The 20,189-nt window shown below is 62.7% G+C and carries 19 protein-coding genes and 1 riboswitch; of the genes, 3 read left to right on the top strand and 16 right to left on the bottom strand.

All coding sequences use genetic code 11. From position 1 onward, the window contains the following. Positions 1-55: 55 nt before the first annotated feature. The 16 genes from NKI85_RS09335 to NKI85_RS09260 all read right to left on the bottom strand — a co-directional run bounded on the left by NKI85_RS09335 (position 56) and on the right by NKI85_RS09260 (position 16,907). Entirely contained in the window at positions 56-877 is an 822-nt protein-coding gene (locus NKI85_RS09335) for a biotin--[acetyl-CoA-carboxylase] ligase (RefSeq protein WP_352524466.1), read from the bottom strand. Positions 878-881: 4 nt separating this feature from the next. Continuing rightward, positions 882-2,318 (bottom strand): NADH-quinone oxidoreductase subunit NuoN, encoded by a 1,437-nt coding sequence (gene nuoN, locus NKI85_RS09330; protein WP_352524465.1) that lies wholly within the window; start codon positions 2,316-2,318, stop codon positions 882-884. A gap of 18 nt (positions 2,319-2,336) precedes the next feature. Then, positions 2,337-3,842, bottom strand: coding sequence for an NADH-quinone oxidoreductase subunit M (locus NKI85_RS09325; RefSeq protein WP_352776650.1), 1,506 nt, complete (start codon positions 3,840-3,842; stop codon positions 2,337-2,339). After that, entirely contained in the window at positions 3,842-5,815 is a 1,974-nt protein-coding gene (nuoL, locus tag NKI85_RS09320) for an NADH-quinone oxidoreductase subunit L (RefSeq protein WP_352524463.1), read from the bottom strand. Before nuoL ends, NKI85_RS09325 begins: the two co-directional genes overlap by 1 nt. A 10-nt stretch (positions 5,816-5,825) precedes the next feature. Beyond that, entirely contained in the window at positions 5,826-6,134 is a 309-nt protein-coding gene (nuoK, locus tag NKI85_RS09315; RefSeq protein WP_023676620.1) for an NADH-quinone oxidoreductase subunit NuoK, read from the bottom strand. 1 nt (position 6,135) lies between these two features. Next, positions 6,136-6,756, bottom strand: a complete 621-nt coding sequence (locus tag NKI85_RS09310) for an NADH-quinone oxidoreductase subunit J (protein WP_352776649.1) — start codon at positions 6,754-6,756, stop codon at positions 6,136-6,138. Positions 6,757-6,874: 118 nt separating this feature from the next. Continuing rightward, entirely contained in the window at positions 6,875-7,366 is a 492-nt protein-coding gene (gene nuoI / locus NKI85_RS09305) for an NADH-quinone oxidoreductase subunit NuoI (RefSeq protein WP_023676622.1), read from the bottom strand. Beyond that, positions 7,366-8,409, bottom strand: a complete 1,044-nt coding sequence (gene nuoH, locus NKI85_RS09300; RefSeq protein WP_352524461.1) for an NADH-quinone oxidoreductase subunit NuoH — start codon at positions 8,407-8,409, stop codon at positions 7,366-7,368. The genes nuoI and nuoH overlap by 1 nt, the downstream gene beginning before the upstream one ends. Positions 8,410-8,411: 2 nt before the next feature. Next, a complete protein-coding gene (gene nuoG / locus NKI85_RS09295; RefSeq protein ID WP_352776648.1) occupies positions 8,412-10,493 on the bottom strand; it encodes an NADH-quinone oxidoreductase subunit NuoG in 2,082 nt (693 codons plus the stop codon). Between the two features lie 74 nt (positions 10,494-10,567). Beyond that, entirely contained in the window at positions 10,568-11,263 is a 696-nt protein-coding gene (locus NKI85_RS09290) for a helix-hairpin-helix domain-containing protein (RefSeq protein ID WP_352524459.1), read from the bottom strand. Positions 11,264-11,340: 77 nt separating this feature from the next. Next, the gene (nuoF, locus tag NKI85_RS09285) at positions 11,341-12,645 is read right to left on the bottom strand and encodes an NADH-quinone oxidoreductase subunit NuoF (RefSeq protein WP_352524458.1); all 1,305 of its coding nucleotides are present in this window, start codon (positions 12,643-12,645) and stop codon (positions 11,341-11,343) included. A 10-nt stretch (positions 12,646-12,655) separates the two neighbouring features. Beyond that, positions 12,656-13,723 (bottom strand): NADH-quinone oxidoreductase subunit NuoE, encoded by a 1,068-nt coding sequence (gene nuoE, locus NKI85_RS09280; RefSeq protein ID WP_352776647.1) that lies wholly within the window; start codon positions 13,721-13,723, stop codon positions 12,656-12,658. A 435-nt stretch (positions 13,724-14,158) separates the two neighbouring features. After that, positions 14,159-15,349, bottom strand: a complete 1,191-nt coding sequence (locus tag NKI85_RS09275) for an NADH-quinone oxidoreductase subunit D (protein WP_352776646.1) — start codon at positions 15,347-15,349, stop codon at positions 14,159-14,161. Between the two features lie 9 nt (positions 15,350-15,358). Then, complete coding sequence (locus NKI85_RS09270; RefSeq protein ID WP_352776645.1) at positions 15,359-15,964, bottom strand: NADH-quinone oxidoreductase subunit C; 606 nt, start codon at positions 15,962-15,964, stop codon at positions 15,359-15,361. Between the two features lie 5 nt (positions 15,965-15,969). Beyond that, complete coding sequence (locus NKI85_RS09265) at positions 15,970-16,551, bottom strand: NuoB/complex I 20 kDa subunit family protein (protein ID WP_023670824.1); 582 nt, start codon at positions 16,549-16,551, stop codon at positions 15,970-15,972. Beyond that, positions 16,542-16,907: an NADH-quinone oxidoreductase subunit A gene (locus NKI85_RS09260; RefSeq protein ID WP_023798850.1), complete on the bottom strand. Its 366-nt coding sequence runs from the start codon at positions 16,905-16,907 to the stop codon at positions 16,542-16,544. The genes NKI85_RS09265 and NKI85_RS09260 overlap by 10 nt, the downstream gene beginning before the upstream one ends. Positions 16,908-17,242: 335 nt before the next feature. On the opposite strand from NKI85_RS09260, the gene NKI85_RS09255 reads away from it, so the two are divergent. The 3 genes from NKI85_RS09255 (at position 17,243) to cobW (ending at position 20,182) form a co-directional block, all read left to right on the top strand. Beyond that, complete coding sequence (locus NKI85_RS09255; RefSeq protein ID WP_352776663.1) at positions 17,243-18,451, top strand: winged helix-turn-helix domain-containing protein; 1,209 nt, start codon at positions 17,243-17,245, stop codon at positions 18,449-18,451. 18 nt (positions 18,452-18,469) lie between these two features. Continuing rightward, positions 18,470-18,675, top strand: a riboswitch (cobalamin riboswitch). 38 nt (positions 18,676-18,713) lie between these two features. Further along, entirely contained in the window at positions 18,714-19,148 is a 435-nt protein-coding gene (locus tag NKI85_RS09250; protein ID WP_352776644.1) for a DUF1636 family protein, read from the top strand. Next, positions 19,145-20,182 (top strand): cobalamin biosynthesis protein CobW, encoded by a 1,038-nt coding sequence (cobW, locus tag NKI85_RS09245; RefSeq protein ID WP_352776643.1) that lies wholly within the window; start codon positions 19,145-19,147, stop codon positions 20,180-20,182. The genes NKI85_RS09250 and cobW overlap by 4 nt, the downstream gene beginning before the upstream one ends. Positions 20,183-20,189: the final 7 nt, after the last annotated feature.

The raw sequence follows: 20,189 nt of genomic DNA, 5'->3' as shown, positions 1-20,189 counted from the left end.
CCTTGCCGGTCAAAATCTTGGGCCGTCAAATTCAAGCTGGTCAAATATTGGCCAGTCAAACGCCGGCCGATGCAACCGCGCCGAAATGCACGTCGCCGGCGGCAATCGTCAGAACCGAACCTTGATCGTCGCGGATCACGAAACGGCAGTCCTCGTCAATGGTCTCGAAGGTGCCGCGCACCACATTACCGTCAATTCTGACAGCAACCTGCCCGCCAAGCCCCGCCGCACGCGCCAGCCAGCGCCGCCTGACGGCGGCAAGCCCACGTCCTTCGTTCCACAGCCGGGCATTCTCGCTCCATGCATCCGACAGCGCCAGAAACAGCGTCTCGGCATCGCAAGCAGACCCCAGCGCGTTGAGCGACGTCGCTGGATAGGGCAAATCCTTGGGATAAGCCACCACATTGACGCCGATACCGACGGCCACCGCGGACTTGCTGCCATCGAGCATCGCCGATTCCAGCAGGATGCCGGCAAGCTTGGCGCCGGAAGCGAGCACGTCGTTCGGCCATTTTAGCTCGAAGCGGTTCTTGCCTTGGCTCGCGCCGTCGAGGCCGATTGCGATCCTGTCCTTAGGCACGACGGCGTCGAGCGCGTCGGCCAGCGCCAGTCCGGCAACGAAGCCGAGCGTAGCGGCGAGACGAAGCTCGGCATCGGTGATCACCAGCAGTGTCGCCGCCAGATTGCCCTCGGGCGTCGCCCAGGCGCGCCCACGGCGTCCACGCCCGCTTTCCTGTTTTTTCGATACGACCCAGAGTTTCCCCGGGTCACCGGCCCGCGCGTGCTCCAGCGCCAGCGCATTGGTGGAGCCGACCGTGTCGTGCGCCTCGAGCCGGAACCCTTCCGACGCCGCGGTTGGAGCCAGCCTGAACGTCATTCCGTCAGAAGAAGGTCTTGGCTGCGGCAGCGGCATACGTGCCGATCGGGCCGCCGATCAGCACGTAGAACAGCACGAAGGCGCCACAGAGGCCGAGCACGACCCGCAACTCGGTTGCCATCGGCACGAAGCCGCCGACCGGTTCGTCGAACCACATGATCTTGATGATGCGCAGATAATAATAGGCGCCCACCACCGAGGCCAGCACGCCGATAATCGCCAACGCGTAGAGATTGGCATTGATGGCGGCAAGGAATACGTACCACTTCCCCCAGAAGCCGGCGAGCGGCGGGATGCCGGCCAGCGAGAACATCAGGATGGTGAGGATGGTCGCCATGATCGGATTGGTCGCCGACAGGCCGGCGAGATCGCTGATCTGCTCGACATTGCCTTCCTTGCGCCGCATGGCGAGGATGAAGGCGAAGGTACCGAGCGTCATCACCAGGTAGATCAACATGTAGATGGCGACGCCGCGCACGCCGTCCTGGCTGTTGGCGGCAAGACCGACCAGCGCATAACCCATATGGCCGATGGAGGAATAGGCCATCAGCCGCTTGATGTTGGTCTGGCCGATCGCCGCGAAGGCGCCGAGGGCCATCGAGGCGATCGAGATGAAGACGATGATCTGCTGCCAGTCGGAGGCGATCGGCTTGAACGCCCCCATAGTGACGCGCACCATCAGCGCCATCGCCGCCATTTTGGGTGCCGCCGCCAGAAAAGCCGTCACCGGCGTCGGCGCGCCCTCATAGACGTCGGGCGTCCACATATGGAACGGCACCGCCGAGATCTTGAAGGCAAGGCCGGCCAGCACAAAGACCAGGCCGAAGACGAGGCCAAGCTGGCGCTCGCCGCCGCCCAGCGCCGTGGCGATCTCATGGAAGCCGGTGTTGCCGGTGTAGCCGTAGACCAGCGAGATGCCATAAAGCAGCATGCCCGACGACAGCGCGCCAAGCACAAAATACTTCAGGCCGGCCTCGGTCGAGCGCAGATTGTCGCGGTTGATCGCCGCCAGCACGTAGATCGCCAGCGATTGCAACTCGAGGCCGAGATAGAGCCCGATCATGCCGTTGGCCGAGATCATCAGCATCATGCCGAGCGTGCAAAGCAGGACCAGCACCGGATATTCGAACTTGTCGAAATGCTCCGCCTGGGCGAAGCGGACGGACATGACCAGCGTCACCGCCGAGCCGATCAGCGCCAGCATCTTCATGAAGCGGGAGAACGGATCCTGGACGAAGGCCTCGCCATAGGCATTGCCTTGCCCCGGGGAAAAGATCAGCCAGGCGCCGGCGATCACCAGCACGGCTACGGCAAGGCCGCTCACCGTGACGGTGGTGTTGGCGCGCGAATAGGCGCCGAGCATCAACAGCGCCAGCGCGCCGGCAGCGAGGATCAGCTCCGGCGTCGAGAGCGAAAGGCTGGAGAAAAGGTCCGCCGTCATGGTTCGCTAAATCCTCAGTCAGTTCGCCGCCGCGGTCTGCGCGGAGTCGATGGATGCGGTGACATTGGTGACGAGCGCCTTGACCGATTCGGCCGTCGCGTCAAACACCGGCGCCGGGTAGACGCCGAAGAAGATGACCAGCGCGACGAGTGGGTAGATGATCACCTTCTCGCGCGTCGAAAGATCGAGCAGACCCTTCAGGCTTTCCTTGGTCAGCGCGCCGAAGATCACCCGGCGATAGAGCCACAGCGCATAGGCTGCCGATAGGATGACGCCGGTCGCCGCGAAGAACGCCACCCAGGTATTGACCCGGAACACGCCGAGCATGGTCAAAAACTCGCCGACGAAGCCGCTGGTGCCGGGCAGGCCGACATTGGCCATGGTGAAGATCATCAGCACGGTGGCGTATTTCGGCATGTTGTTGACCAGCCCGCCATAGGCATCGATGTCGCGCGTATGCATGCGGTCGTAGATGACGCCGACGCAGAGGAACAGCGCGCCGGAGACGAGGCCGTGCGACAGCATCTGGAAGATCGCCCCCTGCACGCCTTCCTGGTTCATCGCGAAGATGCCCATGGTGACGAAGCCCATATGCGCGACCGACGAATAGGCGATCAGCTTCTTCATGTCCTCCTGCATCAGCGCCACCAGCGAGGTGTAGATGATGGCGACGACCGACAGCGAGAAGATCAGCGGCGCAAACATCTCCGAGGCGATCGGGAACATCGGCAGCGAAAAGCGCAGGAAGCCGTATCCGCCCATTTTCAGCAGGATGGCGGCCAGGATCACCGAGCCGGCCGTCGGCGCCTCGACATGGGCATCAGGCAACCAGGTATGCACCGGCCACATCGGCATCTTCACGGCGAAGGAAGCGAAGAAGGCAAGCCACAGCCAGGTCTGCATGCTGATTGGGAAATTGTGCGTCAAGAGCGTCGGGATGTCGGTGGTGCCGGACTGGAAGAACATCGCCATGATGGCGAGCAGCATCAGCACCGAGCCGGCCAGCGTATAGAGGAAGAACTTGAACGAGGCATAGACGCGTCGCTTGCCGCCCCACACGCCGATAATGATGAACATCGGGATCAGGCCAGCCTCGAAGAAGACGTAGAACAAGACGATGTCAAGCGCGCAGAAGACGCCGATCATCAGCGTCTCGAGCAGCAGGAAGGCGATCATATAGGCCTTGACACGCTTCTCGATCGATTCCCACGAGGCGAGAATGCAGAGCGGCATCAGGAAGGTGGTCAGGATGACGAACAGCATGGAAATGCCGTCGACGCCCATATGGTAGGAGATGCCGGAATCCAGCCAGGCGAACTTCTCGACGAATTGGAAGCCGGGCTGCGAATTGTCGAAGCCGGTCCAGATGAACAGCGAAACCACGAAGGTGAAAATCGTCGTGAACAGCGCGATGGCGCGGATGTTGCGGCGCGCGTTCTCGCTGTCGTCACGCACGAAAAGGATGAGCAGCACACCAACCAGCGGCAGGAAGGTGACCAGCGATAGGATCGGCCAGGCGGTCATCAGAGCATCATCCAGGTGACGAGTGCGGCAACGCCGATCAGCATGGCGAAGGCATAGTGGTAGAGATAGCCGGTCTGTAGCTTGACAACCCGGTTGGTGACGTCGACGACGCGCGCCGAAATGCCGTCCGGCCCAAGCCCGTCGATGACGGTGCCGTCGCCGGTCTTCCACAGGAAGCTGCCGAGGCGCTTAGCCGGCCGCACGAACAGCAAATCGTAGAGCTCGTCGAAATACCATTTGTTGAGCAGGAAGGCGTAGAGGCCGCGATGATGGGCAGCGAGGTTCCTCGGCATTTCCGGCGCGCGGATATAGAACTGCCAGGCAATCGCAAAGCCGATCAGCATGGCGATGAACGGCGACAACTCGACCCACAACGGCACTTCGTGGATTTCGTGCAGGATGTGATTTACCGGCAGCGTGAACAGCGACGCCTTCCAGAATTCGGCATAGCCCTCGCCGATGAAGGCGCCATGGAAGATCACGCCGGCGAACAGTGCGCCCGCCGCCAGGATGAACAGCGGCACCAGCATGACCGGCGGCGATTCATGGACATGGTGCATGACCTCGTGGCTGGCCCGCGGCTCGCCATGGAAGGTCATGAAGATCAGCCGCCAAGAGTAGAAGGAGGTGAAGCAGGCGGCAACGACCAGCAATATGAAGGCAAGCCCGGCGACCGCATTGTGGCCGGCAAACGCAGCTTCGATAATGGCGTCCTTGGAGAAGAAGCCGGCCGTGCCGATGATCGTCACCGGGATGCCGACGCCGGTCAGCGCCAGCGTGCCGATCACCATCATCCAGTAGGTCGTCGGAATGAGCGTCCTGAGGCCGCCCATTTTGCGCATGTCCTGCTCGTCGGAGACGGCGTGGATGACCGAGCCGGAGCCGAGGAACAGCAGCGCCTTGAAGAAGGCGTGGGTGAACAAATGGAAGATCGCCGCGCCATAGGCGCCGACGCCGAGCGCCACGAACATGTAGCCGAGCTGCGAGCAGGTCGAATAGGCAATGACGCGCTTGATGTCGTTCTGGACGAGGCCGACTGTCGCCGCGAAAAACGCGGTGAAGGCGCCGATGAAAGTGACCACGGTCAATGCCGAATGCGACAGCTCGAACAGCGGCGACAGCCGCGCCAGCATGAACACGCCGGCCGTCACCATGGTCGCGGCATGGATCAGCGCCGAGACCGGCGTCGGGCCTTCCATGGCGTCCGGCAGCCAGGTGTGCAGCGGCACCTGCGCCGACTTGCCCATGGCGCCCATGAACAGGAGCAGGCAAACGACAGTCATCGCCGCCTGCTTGTCTAACGCATAGCCGAGGAACGTCAGTACGGCCGGACCCTGCTGCGCGCCTTCGGCCGGAATGAACGTCGCCGCATTAGCGAAGATGGTGCCGAGGTTGACCGAGCCGAACAGCACGAACACGCCGAAGATGCCGAGCGCGAAGCCGAAATCGCCGACGCGGTTGACGACGAAGGCCTTGATCGCCGCGGCATTGGCCGACGGCTTCTTGTACCAGAAGCCGATCAGCAGATAGGAGGCAAGGCCGACGCCTTCCCAGCCGAAGAACATCTGCACGAGGTTGTCGGCCGTCACCAGCATCAGCATGGCGAAGGTGAACAGCGACAGATAGGCGAAGAAGCGTGGCCGGTCCGGATCGTGGTGCATGTAGCCGATCGAGTAGATATGGACCAGCGACGACACCGTGTTGACGACGACCAGCATCACCACCGTCAGCGTGTCGATCCTGAGCGCCCATGCCGCCTCGATGCCGCCCGACTGGATCCAGCGCATCACCGGCACGGTGAACACCTCGCCGCCGCCGAAGCCGACCGAGAAGAAGGCGACCCACGACAGCACAGCCGCGATCACCAGGAAGCCGGAGGTGATGTATTCGGAGGCCTTGGCGCCGAGCGAGGTGCCGAACAGGCCGACGATCAGAAAGCCGAGCAGCGGAAGGAAGACGATGGCCTGATACATTTTGGTTCCGTCAACCCTTCATCATGTTCACGTCTTCGACCGCGATCGAGCCGCGGTTGCGGAAGAAGACGACGAGAATGGCAAGGCCGATAGCTGCTTCGGCCGCCGCGACCGTCAGCACGAACAATGCGAACACCTGGCCGACCAGATCGCCGAGCGCCGCCGAGAAGGCGACGAAATTGATGTTGACCGCAAGCAGGATCAGCTCGATCGACATCAGGATGACGATGACGTTCCTGCGGTTCAAAAAGATGCCGAACACGCCGAGCGTGAACAGGATCGCCGAAACGGTCAGATAGTGCGCGATGCCGACGACCATCTCAGACTCCTTCGCCCGTCTTGACCTTGCGGATTTCCATTCCGGTTGCCGGCGTGCGGCCGACCTGGGCGGCGATCGACTGCCGCTTGACGCCCGGCTTGTGGCGCAGTGTCAGCACGATGGCGCCGATCATGGCGACCAGCAGCACCAAGCCCGCAATCTGGAAGTAGTAGAGGTAATCCGTATAGAGGATGTCGCCGAGCGCTGCCGTGTTGGAGCGCGTGGCCAGGTCCGGGATGGGCTTCGCGACCGTCGCCGCCAGTTTCGGCGCGAATGTGTAGCCGCCGAGCACGACGATCAGCTCCGCCGCCAGAATCAGCCCGACCAGCGCCCCGATCGGCGCATATTGCAGGGCGCCTTCCTTCATCTCGGCGAAGTCGACGTCGAGCATCATGACGACGAACAGGAACAGCACCAGGACGGCGCCGACATAGACGACGAGCAGGATCATCGCCAGGAACTCGGCGCCGGTCAGCATGAACAGGCCGGCGGCGTTGAAGAAGGTCAGGATCAGGAACAGCACCGAATGCACGGGATTGCGCGACGAAATGACCATGAACGCCGATGCCACCGCGACAAAGGCGAAGAGGTAGAAAAAGGCCGCCGCTAGTCCACTCAGCATGGGTTCCCCCGGGTTTCCTGTCAGAACAGGACGTTCGTCCTGTTTTTTGCCACCGCCTCCGGTCGGCAAGTTGCGTGTTCCTTAAACGAGGCCCTTTGCCCCGTCCATGCGTCAAATATCAGCGGTAAGGCGCATCCAGCGAGATGTTGCGCGCCAGTTCGCGCTCCCAGCGGTCGCCATTGGCCAAAAGCCTGTCCTTGTCGTAATAGAGTTCCTCGCGCGTCTCCGTCGCGAACTCGAAATTCGGCCCCTCGACGATGGCGTCGACCGGGCAGGCTTCCTGGCAGAAGCCGCAATAGATGCATTTCACCATATCGATATCGTAGCGCACGGTGCGCCGCGTGCCGTCATTGCGGCGCGGGCCGGCTTCGATGGTGATGGCCTGCGCCGGGCAGATCGCCTCGCACAATTTGCAGGCGATGCAGCGCTCCTCGCCGTTCGGATAGCGGCGTAGCGCATGCTCGCCACGGAAGCGCGGGCTGACCGGCCCCTTCTCATGCGGATAATTGATCGTCTCCTTCGGCGCGAAGAACTGACGCATCGACAGGAAGAAAGCGCTGACGAAATCCTGCAAAAGCAGTGACTTGGCGGCCTGGGACAATGCTGACATCACGCAAACCCCGTGATCTTGAGGAAGGCGGCGGTGGCGACCACCATGAACAGCGAGATCGGCAGGAAGACCTTCCAGCCGAGCCGCATCAGCTGGTCGTAGCGATAGCGCGGCACGAACGCCTTCACCATGGAGAACATGAAGAACACCAGGCAGACCTTGAGCACAAACCAGATCAGCCCCGGCACCCAGGTGAACGGCGCGAAGTTGAAGGGCGGCAGCCAGCCGCCAAGGAACAGGATGGTCGCCAGCGCGCACATCAGGACGACGGCGACATATTCGCCGAGGAAGAACAACAGGAACGGCGTCGAGGAATATTCGACCATATGGCCGGCGACGAGTTCCGATTCGGCTTCCACGAGGTCGAAGGGCGGCCGGTTGGTCTCGGCCAGCGCCGAGATAAAGAAGACGATGAACATCGGGAACAGCGACAACCAGTGCCAGTCGAGGAAGGTATTCGGCAGGCCGATCCGCGTGCCCAACCCGTCCTGCTGCGACAAAACGATGTCGGACAGGTTGAGCGAGCCGACGCAAAGCAGCACGGTGACGATGACGAAGCCGATCGAGACTTCGTAGGATACCATCTGCGCCGCCGAGCGCAGCGCGCCGAGGAACGGGTATTTCGAATTGGACGCCCAGCCGCCCATGATCACGCCATAGACCTCGAGCGAGGAGATGGCGAAGACATAGAGGATGCCGACATTGACGTTGGCGATCGCCCAGCCCTCATTGACCGGGATGACCGCCCAGGCCGAGATCGCCAGCACCGCCGACACCAAGGGCGCCAGCAGGAAAACGCCCTTGTTGGCGCCGGACGGAATCACCGGTTCCTTGAAGACGAATTTCAGCAGGTCGGCGAAAGCCTGCAGCGTGCCCCATGGGCCGACGACGTTCGGTCCGCGGCGCAATTGCACCGCCGCCCAGATCTTGCGGTCGGCATAAAGCACATAGGCGACGAAGATCAACAGAACGACGATCAGCACGACCGACTTCAGCAGGATCAGCAGCGCCGGCAGCACGTAGAAGGAGAAGAAGGTGTCCATGTCTACTCCGCCGCCTGCCTGAAGCCGTTTTTCGCCAGCGCCGAACATTCCGCCATCACCGCGGAGGCCCGCGCAATCGGGTTGGTCAGGTAGAAATCCTTGACCGGCGAGGTGAAGGTGCCCTTGTTCAGCCGCCCGCCGAGCTTCGCCACCCTGGCGATATCGTCGGCGTTGCCTGCCTCGACCTTGTCGATGCGGGCAAGATGCGGATACTCACCGTAGAGTTTTGCGCGCAGCTGCGGCAGCGAATCGAACGGCAGTTTCTTGCCGAGCACATCCGACAGTGCCCTGAGAATAGCCCAGTCCTCGCGCGCTTCGCCTGGCGCGAAGCCGGCACGATTAGTCTGCTGCACGCGGCCTTCGGTGTTGACGAAGGTGCCCGACTTTTCGGTATAGGCGGCTCCCGGCAGGATGACGTTGGCGCGGTGCGCGCCCTTGTCGCCGTGCGTGCCGATATAGACGACGAAAGCGCCGCCGGTTTTGGCCATGTCGATTTCGTCGGCGCCGAGCAGGAACAGCACGTCCATCTCGCCCAGCATACCGGCGACGTTCTTGCCGCCCTCGCCCGGCACGAAGCCGACATCGAGGCCGCCGACCCGTGCCGCCGCAGTGTGCAGCACGGCAAAGCCGTTCCAGTCGGCCCTTGCGGCGTTGACGGCGACGGCGAGCTTCGCCGCCTGGCCGAGCACGGCCGCACCGTCCGGACGCGCCAGCGCGCCCTGGCCGACGATGATCAGCGGATGCGTCGCCTTCTTCAGCAGCTGGAAGAATTTGCCGTTGCCCTCTGGGAGATCCTTCAGCGATTCCGGTCCGGCGCCGAGCTGCTCGTAATCGTAGCGCGTATCGCCGACATCGCCGATGACGGCGACCGGCAGATTGCCGGCCCGCCAGCGCTTGCGGATGCGGGCATTGAGCAAGGACGCCTCGAAGCGCGGATTGGCGCCGATGATCAGCACCGCATCGGCCTGTTCGATGCCTTCGATGGTCGGGTTGAACACATAGCTCGCCCGGCCGAGCGACGGATCGAGTGCGGCACCGTCCTGGCGGCAGTCGGTGTTCTTCGAGCCGAGCGAAGCCATCAGCAGCTTCAGCGCGTAGATTTCCTCGACGGCCGCGAGATCGCCGGCAATGGCGCCGATCTTATCGGAAGCGGCGTTCGAAACGGCCTCCCTGATGGCGGAAAAGGCCTCGGCCCAGCTTGCCGGCACCAGCCGGCCATCCTTGCGCACATAGGCACGGTCGAGGCGCTGCGTGCGCAAGCCGTCCCAGATGAAGCGGGTCTTGTCGGAAATCCACTCCTCGTTCACCGCCTCGTTGGTACGCGGCAGGATGCGCATCACCTCGCGGCCCCGGCTATCGACGCGGATCGCCGAGCCGACGGCGTCCATGACGTCGATGGATTCGGTCTTGGTCAGTTCCCACGGCCGTGCCTGGAAGGCGTAGGGTTTGGAGGTCAGCGCACCGACCGGGCAAAGGTCTATGACATTGCCTTGCAGTTCCGAAGTCATGGCGCTTTCGAGATAGGTGGTGATCTCGGCATCCTCGCCGCGGCCGATCAGCCCAAGCTCCGATATGCCGGCAATCTCGGTGGTGAAGCGGACGCAGCGCGTGCAATGGATGCAGCGGTTCATGATCGTCTTGACCAGCGGCCCGATATACTTGTCTTCGACCGCCCGCTTGTTCTCATGGTAGCGCGAGGAATCGACGCCGAACGCCATCGCCTGGTCCTGCAGGTCGCACTCGCCGCCCTGGTCGCAGATCGGGCAATCCAGCGGATGGTTGATCAGCAGGAATTCCATCACGCCTTCGCGCGCCTTCTTGACCATCGGCGTGTTTGTGAAGATTTCCGGCGGCTCGCCATTCGGGCCGGGGCGCAGGTCGCGCACGCCCATGGCGCAGGACGCCTGCGGCTTGGGCGGCCCGCCCTTCACCTCGATCAGGCACATGCGGCAATTGCCGGCGATTGACAGCCGCTCATGGAAGCAGAAGCGCGGCACTTCCGCGCCGGCGTCCTCAGCCGCCTGCAGCAGCGTGTAATGGTCGGGTACAGTGATCTCTTTCCCGTCGACCTTGAGCTTTGCCATTTCGCCTCAAACCCCTGCGGACGTTCCGCAATCTTTCCTTCCGGGCGCAGCCGAGGCCGCGCACGATATTGAATTCACTTTTTGGCCCCGGCCAACGCGGCCGCCTGACCGATCCAGCCGTCACGGCCGATACGGCCCTTCAACGACAGGTAATCTTCGACCCAGGCGATCTCTTGCGGCGTCCACGCGGCAATCTGGGCGTATGTCCAGATGCCAAGGCCGTTCAGCACCTTTTCCAGTTTCGGTCCGATGCCCGATATTGCCTTGAGGTCGACGGGCACGGCTGGCCGGTCCATCGGCTTGGGCTGCTTGAAATCTTCCGGCATCAGCCCGGCCGATGCGTCCGCTGCAACGGTGCTCGCATTCGCCACGCTCCGCGCCGCAGTGCTTGTCGCAATGTCGGTCACGTCATTGGCGAAGGACTGCGCCTCGGCAATCAGGGTTTTGGTGGCTGCGCGCGCCTTTGTCGACGAGCTTTTGCCGGTCGCAGACACGCGTTCGGTCCGGGCCTCGAAATCCTCGGTGACCGGCTGCCAAAGGCGCTGCGAGGTCTCGGCCGCGCCTGAAAGCACGCCCATCCAGATGCCAAAGGCGTGGTTGGCAAGGCCGATGCCGAGTGCCGTCATCGCCGCCGCGCCGGCGACAGGATGCGCCAGGAGATTGACGGCGCTGGCCATCTCCTTCGGCATCATCCTGGTCAGGTCCTGGTTCATCTTCAAGAACGGGTCCATATCGGGCGTCAAATCGTCGGGTATCGAAAACAGCGACATAGGTGGTCTCCTGGTCGTTTCCGTCTGCCCCGCGCTCGTTTCCTCGTTTCGGACATTCGCCCGCATTTCGAATTCTTCTATTCCGCCGCCGCCAACACCGGTTCGGCGCGGTGCGCGTTGCGCGAAAACTCGTCGATGCGCCGCTCCACCTCGCCGCGGAAATGCCGCATCAGGCCCTGGATCGGCCACGCCGCCGCATCGCCCAGCGCGCAGATCGTGTGTCCCTCGACCTGCTTGGTCACGTCGAGCAGCATGTCGATCTCGCGCTTCTGCGCCTCGCCGCGCACCAGCCGTTCCATCACCCGCCACATCCAGCCGGTGCCTTCACGGCAGGGCGTGCACTGGCCGCAACTCTCATGCTTGTAGAAGTAGGAAAGCCGGGCGATCGCTTTCACGACATCGGTGGATTTGTCCATGACGATGACAGCCGCGGTGCCTAGGCCCGATTTCAGGTCGCGCAGCGCATCGAAATCCATCGGCGCGTCGATGATCTGCTCGGCCGGCACCAACGGCACCGAGGCGCCGCCCGGAATAACCGCCAGCAGATTGTCCCAGCCGCCGCGGATGCCGCCGCAATGCGTCTCGATCAGTTCGCGGAACGGGATCGACATCGCCTCTTCGACGGTGCACGGATTGTTGACGTGGCCGGAGATGCAGAACAGCTTGGTGCCGACATTGTTGGGCCGGCCGAAGGACGAGAACCAGGCCGCACCGCGGCGCAGAATGGTTGGCGCCACGGCGATGGACTCGACATTGTTGACCGTCGTCGGGCAGCCATAGAGGCCGACATTGGCCGGAAACGGCGGCTTCAGCCGCGGCTGGCCCTTCTTGCCTTCGAGGCTTTCCAGCAGCGCCGTTTCCTCGCCGCAGATATAGGCGCCGGCGCCATGGTGCATGTAGATGTCGAAATCGTAGCCGGAGGTATTGTTCTTGCCGATCAGCTTGGCCGCATAGGCCTCGTCGATGGCGCGTTGCAGCGCCTCGCGCTCGCGGATGAACTCGCCACGCACATAGATGTAGGCGGCGACCGCGCCCATGGCGAAGCCGGCAAGCAGGCAGCCTTCGACCAGCGTGTGCGGATCGTGGCGCAATATGTCGCGGTCCTTGCAGGTGCCGGGCTCGGATTCGTCGGCATTGACGACGAGATAGCTCGGCCGGCCGTCGCTTTGCTTGGGCATGAACGACCATTTCAGCCCGGTCGGGAAACCGGCGCCGCCGCGGCCGCGCAGGCCGCTGGCCTTCATCTCGTTGACGATCCAGTCACGCCCCTTGGCGATGATGCCGGGCGTGTTGTCCCAGGCGCCGCGCGCCATCGCGCCGGCCAGGGACTTGTCGAAGCGGCCGTAGATATTGTTGAAGATGCGGTCTCTGTCCTGAAGCATTGCTCGTTCCTCAGACCGGCTTCTTGCCGGTCGGCCGGCTCTTGTTTGCGGGCGACGGCTTGGCCGGCTTGGCGGCAGCCTTCGCCGATGCGCCCTTGACCTCCGGCGCTTTGAAAGCAGACGCCGGCTCGGCCTTGTTCTTGGGGCCTTTGCGCTGTTTCGAGACGTCTTCGACCTGCGGCTCGGCCTTGTTGGCGTTGGCGGCCGAATGCAGCGGGGCTGCAACGCTCGCCGCCTTCTCCGTCGCTGGCGCAACTTTTGTCGCCGACGGCGATTTCACTGCCGGGCTGGTCTCGACCGCATCGGTCTTCGGCTTGCTGGCATTCGACGGCGCAACCGGCGCCGGTGCAGGCGCGGCAGGAGCAGCAGGTGGAACCGGTGCTGCGGCAGCGGCCGCCGGCGCCGCTTCCTTGGCGGCTTTGGTTGCCGCTTTGGCTTCCCGGTCGCGGGTCGCCTTGAGGATCGCCTTTTCGCTCTTAAGGGTCGTCAGGCCGCTGGCCGGCTCGGAAGTGACGCGGCCGTTTTGCGGTCCCGGTTTCACCGAAGCACCCTTGCCGGCGTCATAAAGGTCGATGATCTCGGCAAACCGCTCCGGCGTCAAATCCTCGTACGTGTCCTTGAATATCATCACCATCGGTGCGTTGACGCAGGCGCCGAGGCATTCGACCTCCTCCCATGACAGCGTGCCCTTGTCGTTGGTGTGGAACTGGTCGTGATGGATCTTCGAGCGGCACACATCCATCAGCGCTTCCGAGCCGCGCAGCATGCAGGGCGTGGTGCCGCAGACCTGGATGTGGGCGCGGGTGCCGACCGGATTGAGCTGGTATTGCGTGTAGAAGGTGGCGACTTCCAGCCCGCGAATATAGGGCATGTCGAGCATGTCGGAGATCGTCTCGATCGCCGCCTTGGTCACCCAGCCTTCCTGTTCCTGCGCCAGCATCAGCAATGGAATGATGGCGGACTGTTCGCGCCCCTTCGGGTATTTCTTGATCCACTGCTTCGCCGCTGCCGCATTCGCCCGGTTGAAGGCGAAGGAGGCTGGCTGGACGCTGGCTTCTGCGAGACGGCGGACGGACATTACGATTTCGCTTCTTATGTTTCTACTGGTTAGAGCTGTAGGCGCGATAGCAATCCTCGGATCGCCCCAAAACGCATACGAACTCTTCATTTCCACGCTTCACGCGGATGTATCCGTCATAGCGGCTATACACCCAAGCTATTGGCTTGCAACGATATTCTTCGGGCATCAATGACGCTACGAGGTTGTCATGAACCGCGCAGTTGGACGGTGTCGACGGCCGGCCATGGACAAGAATGCCCTCATCCATTGCTGGGATCTGGGTGCTCAAGCCACGGATTGTAAGCAGATCGCCTTCTGCAACAAGCTTGAACCTCTCCTTGAGAAGATCGGTTGACGAGAGACCCTCACCGGACCCAGCAAGCGACACTTCAGCGGAAGCCGCAAGGCATGCCGCGGCCAGAAACGCCTTTGACGGTCGAGCCATTCCCATCATCACCGATCGACCTCACCAAACACGATGTCGAGTGAACCCAACACGGCGGTGACGTCGGCCAGCATGTGGCCGCGGCACAAAAAGTCCATGGCCTGGAGATGCGCAAAGCCGGGCGCGCGCAGCTTGCAGCGGTAGGGCTTGTTGGTGCCGTCGGAGACGAGATAGACGCCGAACTCGCCCTTCGGAGCCTCGACCGCGGCATAGACCTCGCCGGCCGGAACGCGGTAGCCTTCGGTGTAGAGCTTGAAGTGATGGATCAGCGCTTCCATCGAGCGCTTCATCGCCGCGCGCTTCGGCGGCACCACCTTGCCGTCGAGGTTCGACACCGGCCCCGCGCCTTCCTTGCCGAGCAAAAGGTCGACGCACTGGCGCATGATTTTGGCCGATTGCCGCATCTCTTCCATGCGCACCAGATAGCGGTCGAAACAGTCGCCGTTCTTGCCGATCGGAATGTCGAAATCCATCTCGGCATAGCATTCGTAGGGCTGCGATTTGCGCAGATCCCAGGGAGCACCCGAGCCGCGCACCATGACGCCCGAAAAACCCCAGGCCCAGGCATCGGCCAGGGAGACGGTAGCGATGTCGACATTGCGCTGCTTGAAGATGCGGTTGCCGGTCAAAAGCGCATCGAGATCGTCGAGCGATTTCAGGAACGGGTCGATCCAGTTGCCGATGTCCTCGATCAGCTTCTGCGGCAGGTCCTGGTGGACGCCGCCGGGGCGGAAATAGGCGGCATGCATGCGCGACCCCGAGGCGCGCTCGTAGAACACCATCAGCTTTTCGCGCTCGACGAAGCCCCACAGAGGCGGCGTCAGCGCACCGACATCCATCGCCTGCGTCGTCACGTTGAGAATATGCGACATGATGCGGCCGATTTCCGAATAGAGCACTCGGATCAACTGCCCGCGCTTTGGCACCTCGATGCCGAGCAGCCGCTCGACGGCGAGCGCAAAGGCATGCTCCTGGTTCATCGGCGCGCAATAATCGAGCCGGTCGAGATAGGGCACGGCCTGCAGATAAGTCTTGGCCTCGATCAGCTTTTCCGTGCCGCGATGCAACAGCCCGATATGCGGATCGACGCGATCGACGACTTCGCCGTCGAGTTCTAGTACCAACCGCAAAACACCATGGGCAGCAGGGTGCTGAGGCCCAAAGTTGATATTGAAGTTGCGAACGGAAGTCTCAGCCATTTTGGCGTCTCAATTCGTCTTGGCTTTTTCGTCGCCTGGAAGGACGTAATCCGTCCCCTCCCAAGGGCTGAGAAAATCGAAATTGCGGAATTCCTGCTTGAGCTCGACCGGCTCGTAGATGACGCGCTTGGCTTCGTCGTCGTAACGCACCTCGACGAAGCCGGTCAGCGGAAAATCCTTGCGCAGCGGATGACCCTCGAAGCCGTAGTCGGTCAAGATCCGCCGCAGATCGGGATGACCTGAGAACAGCACGCCGTAGAGATCATAGGTCTCGCGCTCGAACCAGTCGGCGCCGGGATATATCCCGGTGATCGACGGCACCAGCGTCTCTTCGTCGGCCTGGACCTTGATGCGGATGCGGATATTCTGTCTCGGCGACAGCAAGTGATAGACGACGTCGAAGCGCTTCGCCCGCGACGGATAATCGGCGCCGCAGACGTCAATGATCGAAATGAACTGGCATTTCGGGTCGTCGCGCAGGAAGGTCGTCACCTCGATCAGGTCGCGCGGTTCGACAGAAATGGTGAGCTCGCCATAAGCGAACACCGCCTCGCCGATCCGGCCGATCAGCTTCTCGCCGAGATAGGTCGAGAGGTCATTCAACGCCTGGGTCATGCCGCTCACCGCTCGATCGTGCCGGTGCGGCGGATCTTCTTCTGAAGGAGAAGGATGCCGTAGAGCAGCGCTTCGGCGCTCGGCGGGCAGCCGGGCACGTAGATGTCGACCGGCACGATGCGGTCGCAGCCGCGCACCACCGAATAGGAATAATGATAATAGCCGCCGCCATTGGCGCAGGAGCCCATCGAGATGACGTAGCGCGGCTCCGGCATCTGATCGTAGACCTTGCGCAGCGCCGGCGCCATCTTGTTGGTCAGCGTGCCGGCAACGATCATGATGTCGGACTGGCGCGGAGACGCGCGAGGCGCAACACCGAACCTCTCCGAGTCATAGCGCGGCATCGAGGTATGGATCATCTCGACGGCGCAGCAGGCGAGGCCAAACGTCATGAACATCAGCGAACCGCTGCGCGCCCAGGTGATCAGCGCCTCGGTCGAGGTGACGAGAAAACCCTTGTCGGCGAGCTCGTTGTTGATCTCCAGGAAAAACGGGTCGTCAGACCCGACCGGCCTGCCGGTGTTGGGGTCGATGAGGCCTTTGGGCTTCGGCGCGACGAGCGTGCCGGAACTGTCGTTCAATCCCATTCCAGCGCTCCTTTTTTCCATTCATAGGCAAAGCCGATGGTCAGCACCGCCAAAAACACCATCATCGACCAGAAACCGAGCATGCCGATCTGGCTGAACGACACCGCCCACGGAAACAGGAAGGCCACCTCCAGATCGAAGATGATGAACAGGATCGACACCAGGTAGAAGCGGATGTCGAACTTCATGCGGGCGTCGTCGAACGAGTTGAAGCCGCACTCATAGGCCGAAAGCTTTTCCGGATCGGGGTTGCGATAGGCGACCAGGAAGGGTGCGGCAAGCAGCGCCAGGCCGACAACCAGCGCCACGCCGATGAACAGGACGATGGGCAGGTACGAACTCAACAATGCGTTCATGCTGCAGCTTTCCGTTGGCGGCCAATCCACTCTGATTACAGCACGGGACCCACTTGCGGAAGCGTGACAGTTTAACCACTGAACCGTTTTAGGGGGCTCTATGCTGCAACGCGGCGAGGGTTAGCGCAGCGCTTTCGGCGAAGCAAGTCAAACCTTGTTCAAATCGCGGCGCTGGACGGCATATCCGGGAAAACTGGTCCGATCCGCTCCTGTTTGATTTCCTTCACTTTTCACTCCACTTTTCTCTCCTGACATGGATCCCGCCAAAACCCTGCTAGCATGGCACGGAATCGCAGGTCCTCTGCTCTGTCTGACATCATCAGGATGCCGCCTTGATAAAGGAAAAAATCTCGCTCGCCATGGCCCGCCGCATCGCGCTGGCGGCACAGGGATTCAATGACCCGCGCCCTACCGGCACGCCCGACCGCCGGCATTTGGCCCGGGTGCTTGCCCGTACCGGCCTGCTGCAGATCGATTCCGTCAGTGCTGTCGTGCGCGCCCATTATATGCCGCTCTATTCGCGGCTTGGCCGCTACAAGCTGGCGCTGCTCGACGACGCCGCCGTGACGCGCAAGCGCCTGGTTTTCGAATATTGGGCGCACGAAGCCTCGTTCCTGCCGGTCGAGACCTATCCGCTCATGCGCTGGCGCATGCAGCGGGCCGAGCGCGGCGACGAGATGTATCTGGGGCTGGCGAAATGGGGGCGTGAACGCGTTGCCTACATTGAAGACATCTATCGCGCGGTGGTTGATCGCGGCCCAATCGCCGCATCCGCTCTCGAAGGCCAGAAAGGCTCCGGCGGCTGGTGGGGCTGGAGCGACGCCAAGCACGCTTTCGAATGGCTGTTCTGGGCCGGCCGCATCACAACGGCGTCGCGTCGCGGCTTCGAGCGGCTTTACGATCTGCCCGAACGCGTGCTGCCGCCGGCGATCCTAGCCCTGCCGGTGCCCTCCGCGGAGGACGCGCATCGCGAATTGCTGCGTATCTCCGCCCGCGCCCACGGCGTTGCGACAGCAGGCGACCTGCGCGACTATTTCCGCCTCTCTCCCGCCGACATCAAGGGCCGGATCGAGGAACTGGTCGAGGCGGGCGAGCTATTGCCGGTACGCGTCGAAGGCTGGGATAAAACAGCCTATCTCCACAAGGACGCCCGTTTTCCGCGCAAGATCGAGGCACGCGCCCTGCTTGCCCCGTTCGATCCGGTCGTCTTCGAGCGGTCGCGCACCGAAAGACTGTTCGACTTCCGCTACCGTATCGAGATCTACACGCCGGCCGAAAAGCGCCAATACGGCTACTATGTGCTGCCTTTCCTGCTCGGCGACAGGATCGTGGCGCGCGTTGACCTCAAGGCCGACCGCCCGGCCGGCGTGCTGCGTGTCCATGCCGCCTACGCCGAACCCGGCGCGCCGGCTGAAACCGCGGCCCAACTCTTCGAGGAACTGAAGCTGATGCAGGGCTGGCTCGGGCTTGAGCGCATCGAGGTGACGGCTGCCGGGGACCTAGGCCAGCCGCTCGCCGATGTTGCCGCCGTAGACGTGCGTTGACACAACTGCCTCCACAAGCCTAAATCCGCTTCAGACGGTCTCCTCTCGGCAAAGGGAGGAGCCAAGAGGGAATGCGGTGCGAGATCGCAAGATTTCAAATCCGCGGCTGTCCCCGCAACTGTAAGCGACGAGCCTCGGCCGAAAACCACTGGGACGTTCCCGGGAAGGCGGCATCAAGGCGATGACCCGCGAGCCAGGAGACCTGCCGTCTAGGACATAAGAATCCGATCGCCTGGCGGGTTTTCCGGGCAAGGAGCCTGATTTGGAACGCGACAGCAGTTTTTTGGCTGAGACAGCGGATTTATTGTCCGGCCATGGCGATTCCCTGGCCGGCGTTACCGTGATCGTCTGCTCTTCCTGCCGTGACGAGACCGGTTCGGACGCTCATCCCCGCGCCGGCGAGCTGCTTGCCGAGGACACACGCCGCGCCGCTTCCGGCGAAAACATCAATATCCGCACCGTCGAATGCCTCGGCAACTGCAAGCGCCGGCTCAGCGCCGCCATCCTGCGCGACGGCTGCTGGAGCTACGTCTTCGGCGACCTGACCAAGACCAGCGGTGCCGATCTCGTCGCTGGCGCAAAGCTCTTCGCCACCTCGACGGACGGTCTCATTCCATGGCGCGGCCGCCCCGATTGCCTGAAGCGCGGCCTTGTGGCTCGAATCCCTCCCCTCGACCTTTTGAAGGATCAGATATGACCGCTTCCGTCTCCCGCGTGCCCTGCACCGTCGTCACCGGCTTTCTCGGCGCCGGCAAGACGACGCTGATCCGCCATCTGCTCGAAAATGCCAAAGGCAAGCGGCTGGCCATCATCGTCAACGAGTTCGGCGACATCGGCATCGACGGCGAGATTCTCAAGGGCTGCGGCATTGAAACTTGCCCCGAGGAAAACATCGTCGAACTGGCCAATGGCTGCATCTGCTGCACCGTCGCCGACGATTTCGTCCCCGCGCTGGACCAGATCCTGTCGCTGACGCCGAGGGTCGACCATATCCTGATCGAAACCTCCGGCCTCGCTCTGCCCAAGCCGCTGGTCCAGGCCTTCCAATGGCCGTCGGTGAAGAGCCGGGTGACAGTCGACGGCGTCATTGCCGTGGTCGACGGACCGGCCCTGGCCGATGGCCGCGTCGCCAATGACATGGACGCCCTGCGGGCGCAGCGCGCGCAGGACGAGACGCTTGACCATGACGATCCGGTCGAGGAGGTGTTCGAAGACCAGCTCGCTTGCGCCGACCTGATCATATTGTCGAAGAGCGACCTGATGGACGCCGCCGGCTCGGCCCGCGCCAATGCCGTCATCGGCAAGCACGTGGCGCGCGCGGTGAAGATCGTGCCGACCTCACAAGGCAAGGTCGATCCGTCTGTGCTGCTCGGCCTCGGCCTCGCCGTCGAGGACGACATCGAGAACCGCAAGACCCATCACGACGACGAACTCGACCACGAGCATGACGATTTCGATTCGTTCGTCATCGACATCGCGTCGGTGTCCAACCCGGACGAGCTGGCACAGCGCGTCGCCACGGCTGCGGAGGAAGAAAACGTGCTGCGCGTCAAGGGTTTCGTCGAGGTCGGTGGCAAGCCGATGCGGCTCTTGCTGCAGGCGGTCGGTCCGCGCGTCAACCATTATTACGACCGCGCCTGGACCGCAGAAGACGATCGCCGCTCGCGCCTCGTCGTCATCGGACTGAAAGGGCTGAACCGCCCGGCCATCGAGCGTATCCTCGCCGGCTGACAAAGCA

The sequence above is a fragment of the Mesorhizobium sp. M0571 genome (assembly GCF_040320985.1).
Lineage (GTDB): Bacteria > Pseudomonadota > Alphaproteobacteria > Rhizobiales > Rhizobiaceae > Mesorhizobium.
The sequence above is the reverse complement of the archived record's forward strand: the minus strand, read 5'-3'. Positions and strand labels throughout refer to the sequence as shown.

What these genes read in the sequence shown, in the direction of transcription:
- NKI85_RS09335 (WP_352524466.1), bottom strand. Translation starts at nt 877, where the DNA reads ATGACGTTCAGGCTGGCTCCAACCGCGGCGTCGGAAGGGTTCCGGCTC.
- nuoN (WP_352524465.1), bottom strand. Translation starts at nt 2,318, where the DNA reads ATGACGGCGGACCTTTTCTCCAGCCTTTCGCTCTCGACGCCGGAGCTG.
- NKI85_RS09325 (WP_352776650.1), bottom strand. Translation starts at nt 3,842, where the DNA reads ATGACCGCCTGGCCGATCCTATCGCTGGTCACCTTCCTGCCGCTGGTT.
- nuoL (WP_352524463.1), bottom strand. Translation starts at nt 5,815, where the DNA reads ATGTATCAGGCCATCGTCTTCCTTCCGCTGCTCGGCTTTCTGATCGTC.
- nuoK (WP_023676620.1), bottom strand. Translation starts at nt 6,134, where the DNA reads ATGGTCGTCGGCATCGCGCACTATCTGACCGTTTCGGCGATCCTGTTC.
- NKI85_RS09310 (WP_352776649.1), bottom strand. Translation starts at nt 6,756, where the DNA reads ATGCTGAGTGGACTAGCGGCGGCCTTTTTCTACCTCTTCGCCTTTGTC.
- nuoI (WP_023676622.1), bottom strand. Translation starts at nt 7,366, where the DNA reads ATGTCAGCATTGTCCCAGGCCGCCAAGTCACTGCTTTTGCAGGATTTC.
- nuoH (WP_352524461.1), bottom strand. Translation starts at nt 8,409, where the DNA reads ATGGACACCTTCTTCTCCTTCTACGTGCTGCCGGCGCTGCTGATCCTG.
- nuoG (WP_352776648.1), bottom strand. Translation starts at nt 10,493, where the DNA reads ATGGCAAAGCTCAAGGTCGACGGGAAAGAGATCACTGTACCCGACCAT.
- NKI85_RS09290 (WP_352524459.1), bottom strand. Translation starts at nt 11,263, where the DNA reads ATGTCGCTGTTTTCGATACCCGACGATTTGACGCCCGATATGGACCCG.
- nuoF (WP_352524458.1), bottom strand. Translation starts at nt 12,645, where the DNA reads ATGCTTCAGGACAGAGACCGCATCTTCAACAATATCTACGGCCGCTTC.
- nuoE (WP_352776647.1), bottom strand. Translation starts at nt 13,723, where the DNA reads ATGTCCGTCCGCCGTCTCGCAGAAGCCAGCGTCCAGCCAGCCTCCTTC.
- NKI85_RS09275 (WP_352776646.1), bottom strand. Translation starts at nt 15,349, where the DNA reads ATGGCTGAGACTTCCGTTCGCAACTTCAATATCAACTTTGGGCCTCAG.
- NKI85_RS09270 (WP_352776645.1), bottom strand. Translation starts at nt 15,964, where the DNA reads ATGACCCAGGCGTTGAATGACCTCTCGACCTATCTCGGCGAGAAGCTG.
- NKI85_RS09265 (WP_023670824.1), bottom strand. Translation starts at nt 16,551, where the DNA reads ATGGGATTGAACGACAGTTCCGGCACGCTCGTCGCGCCGAAGCCCAAA.
- NKI85_RS09260 (WP_023798850.1), bottom strand. Translation starts at nt 16,907, where the DNA reads ATGAACGCATTGTTGAGTTCGTACCTGCCCATCGTCCTGTTCATCGGC.
- cobW (WP_352776643.1), top strand. Translation starts at nt 19,145, where the DNA reads ATGACCGCTTCCGTCTCCCGCGTGCCCTGCACCGTCGTCACCGGCTTT.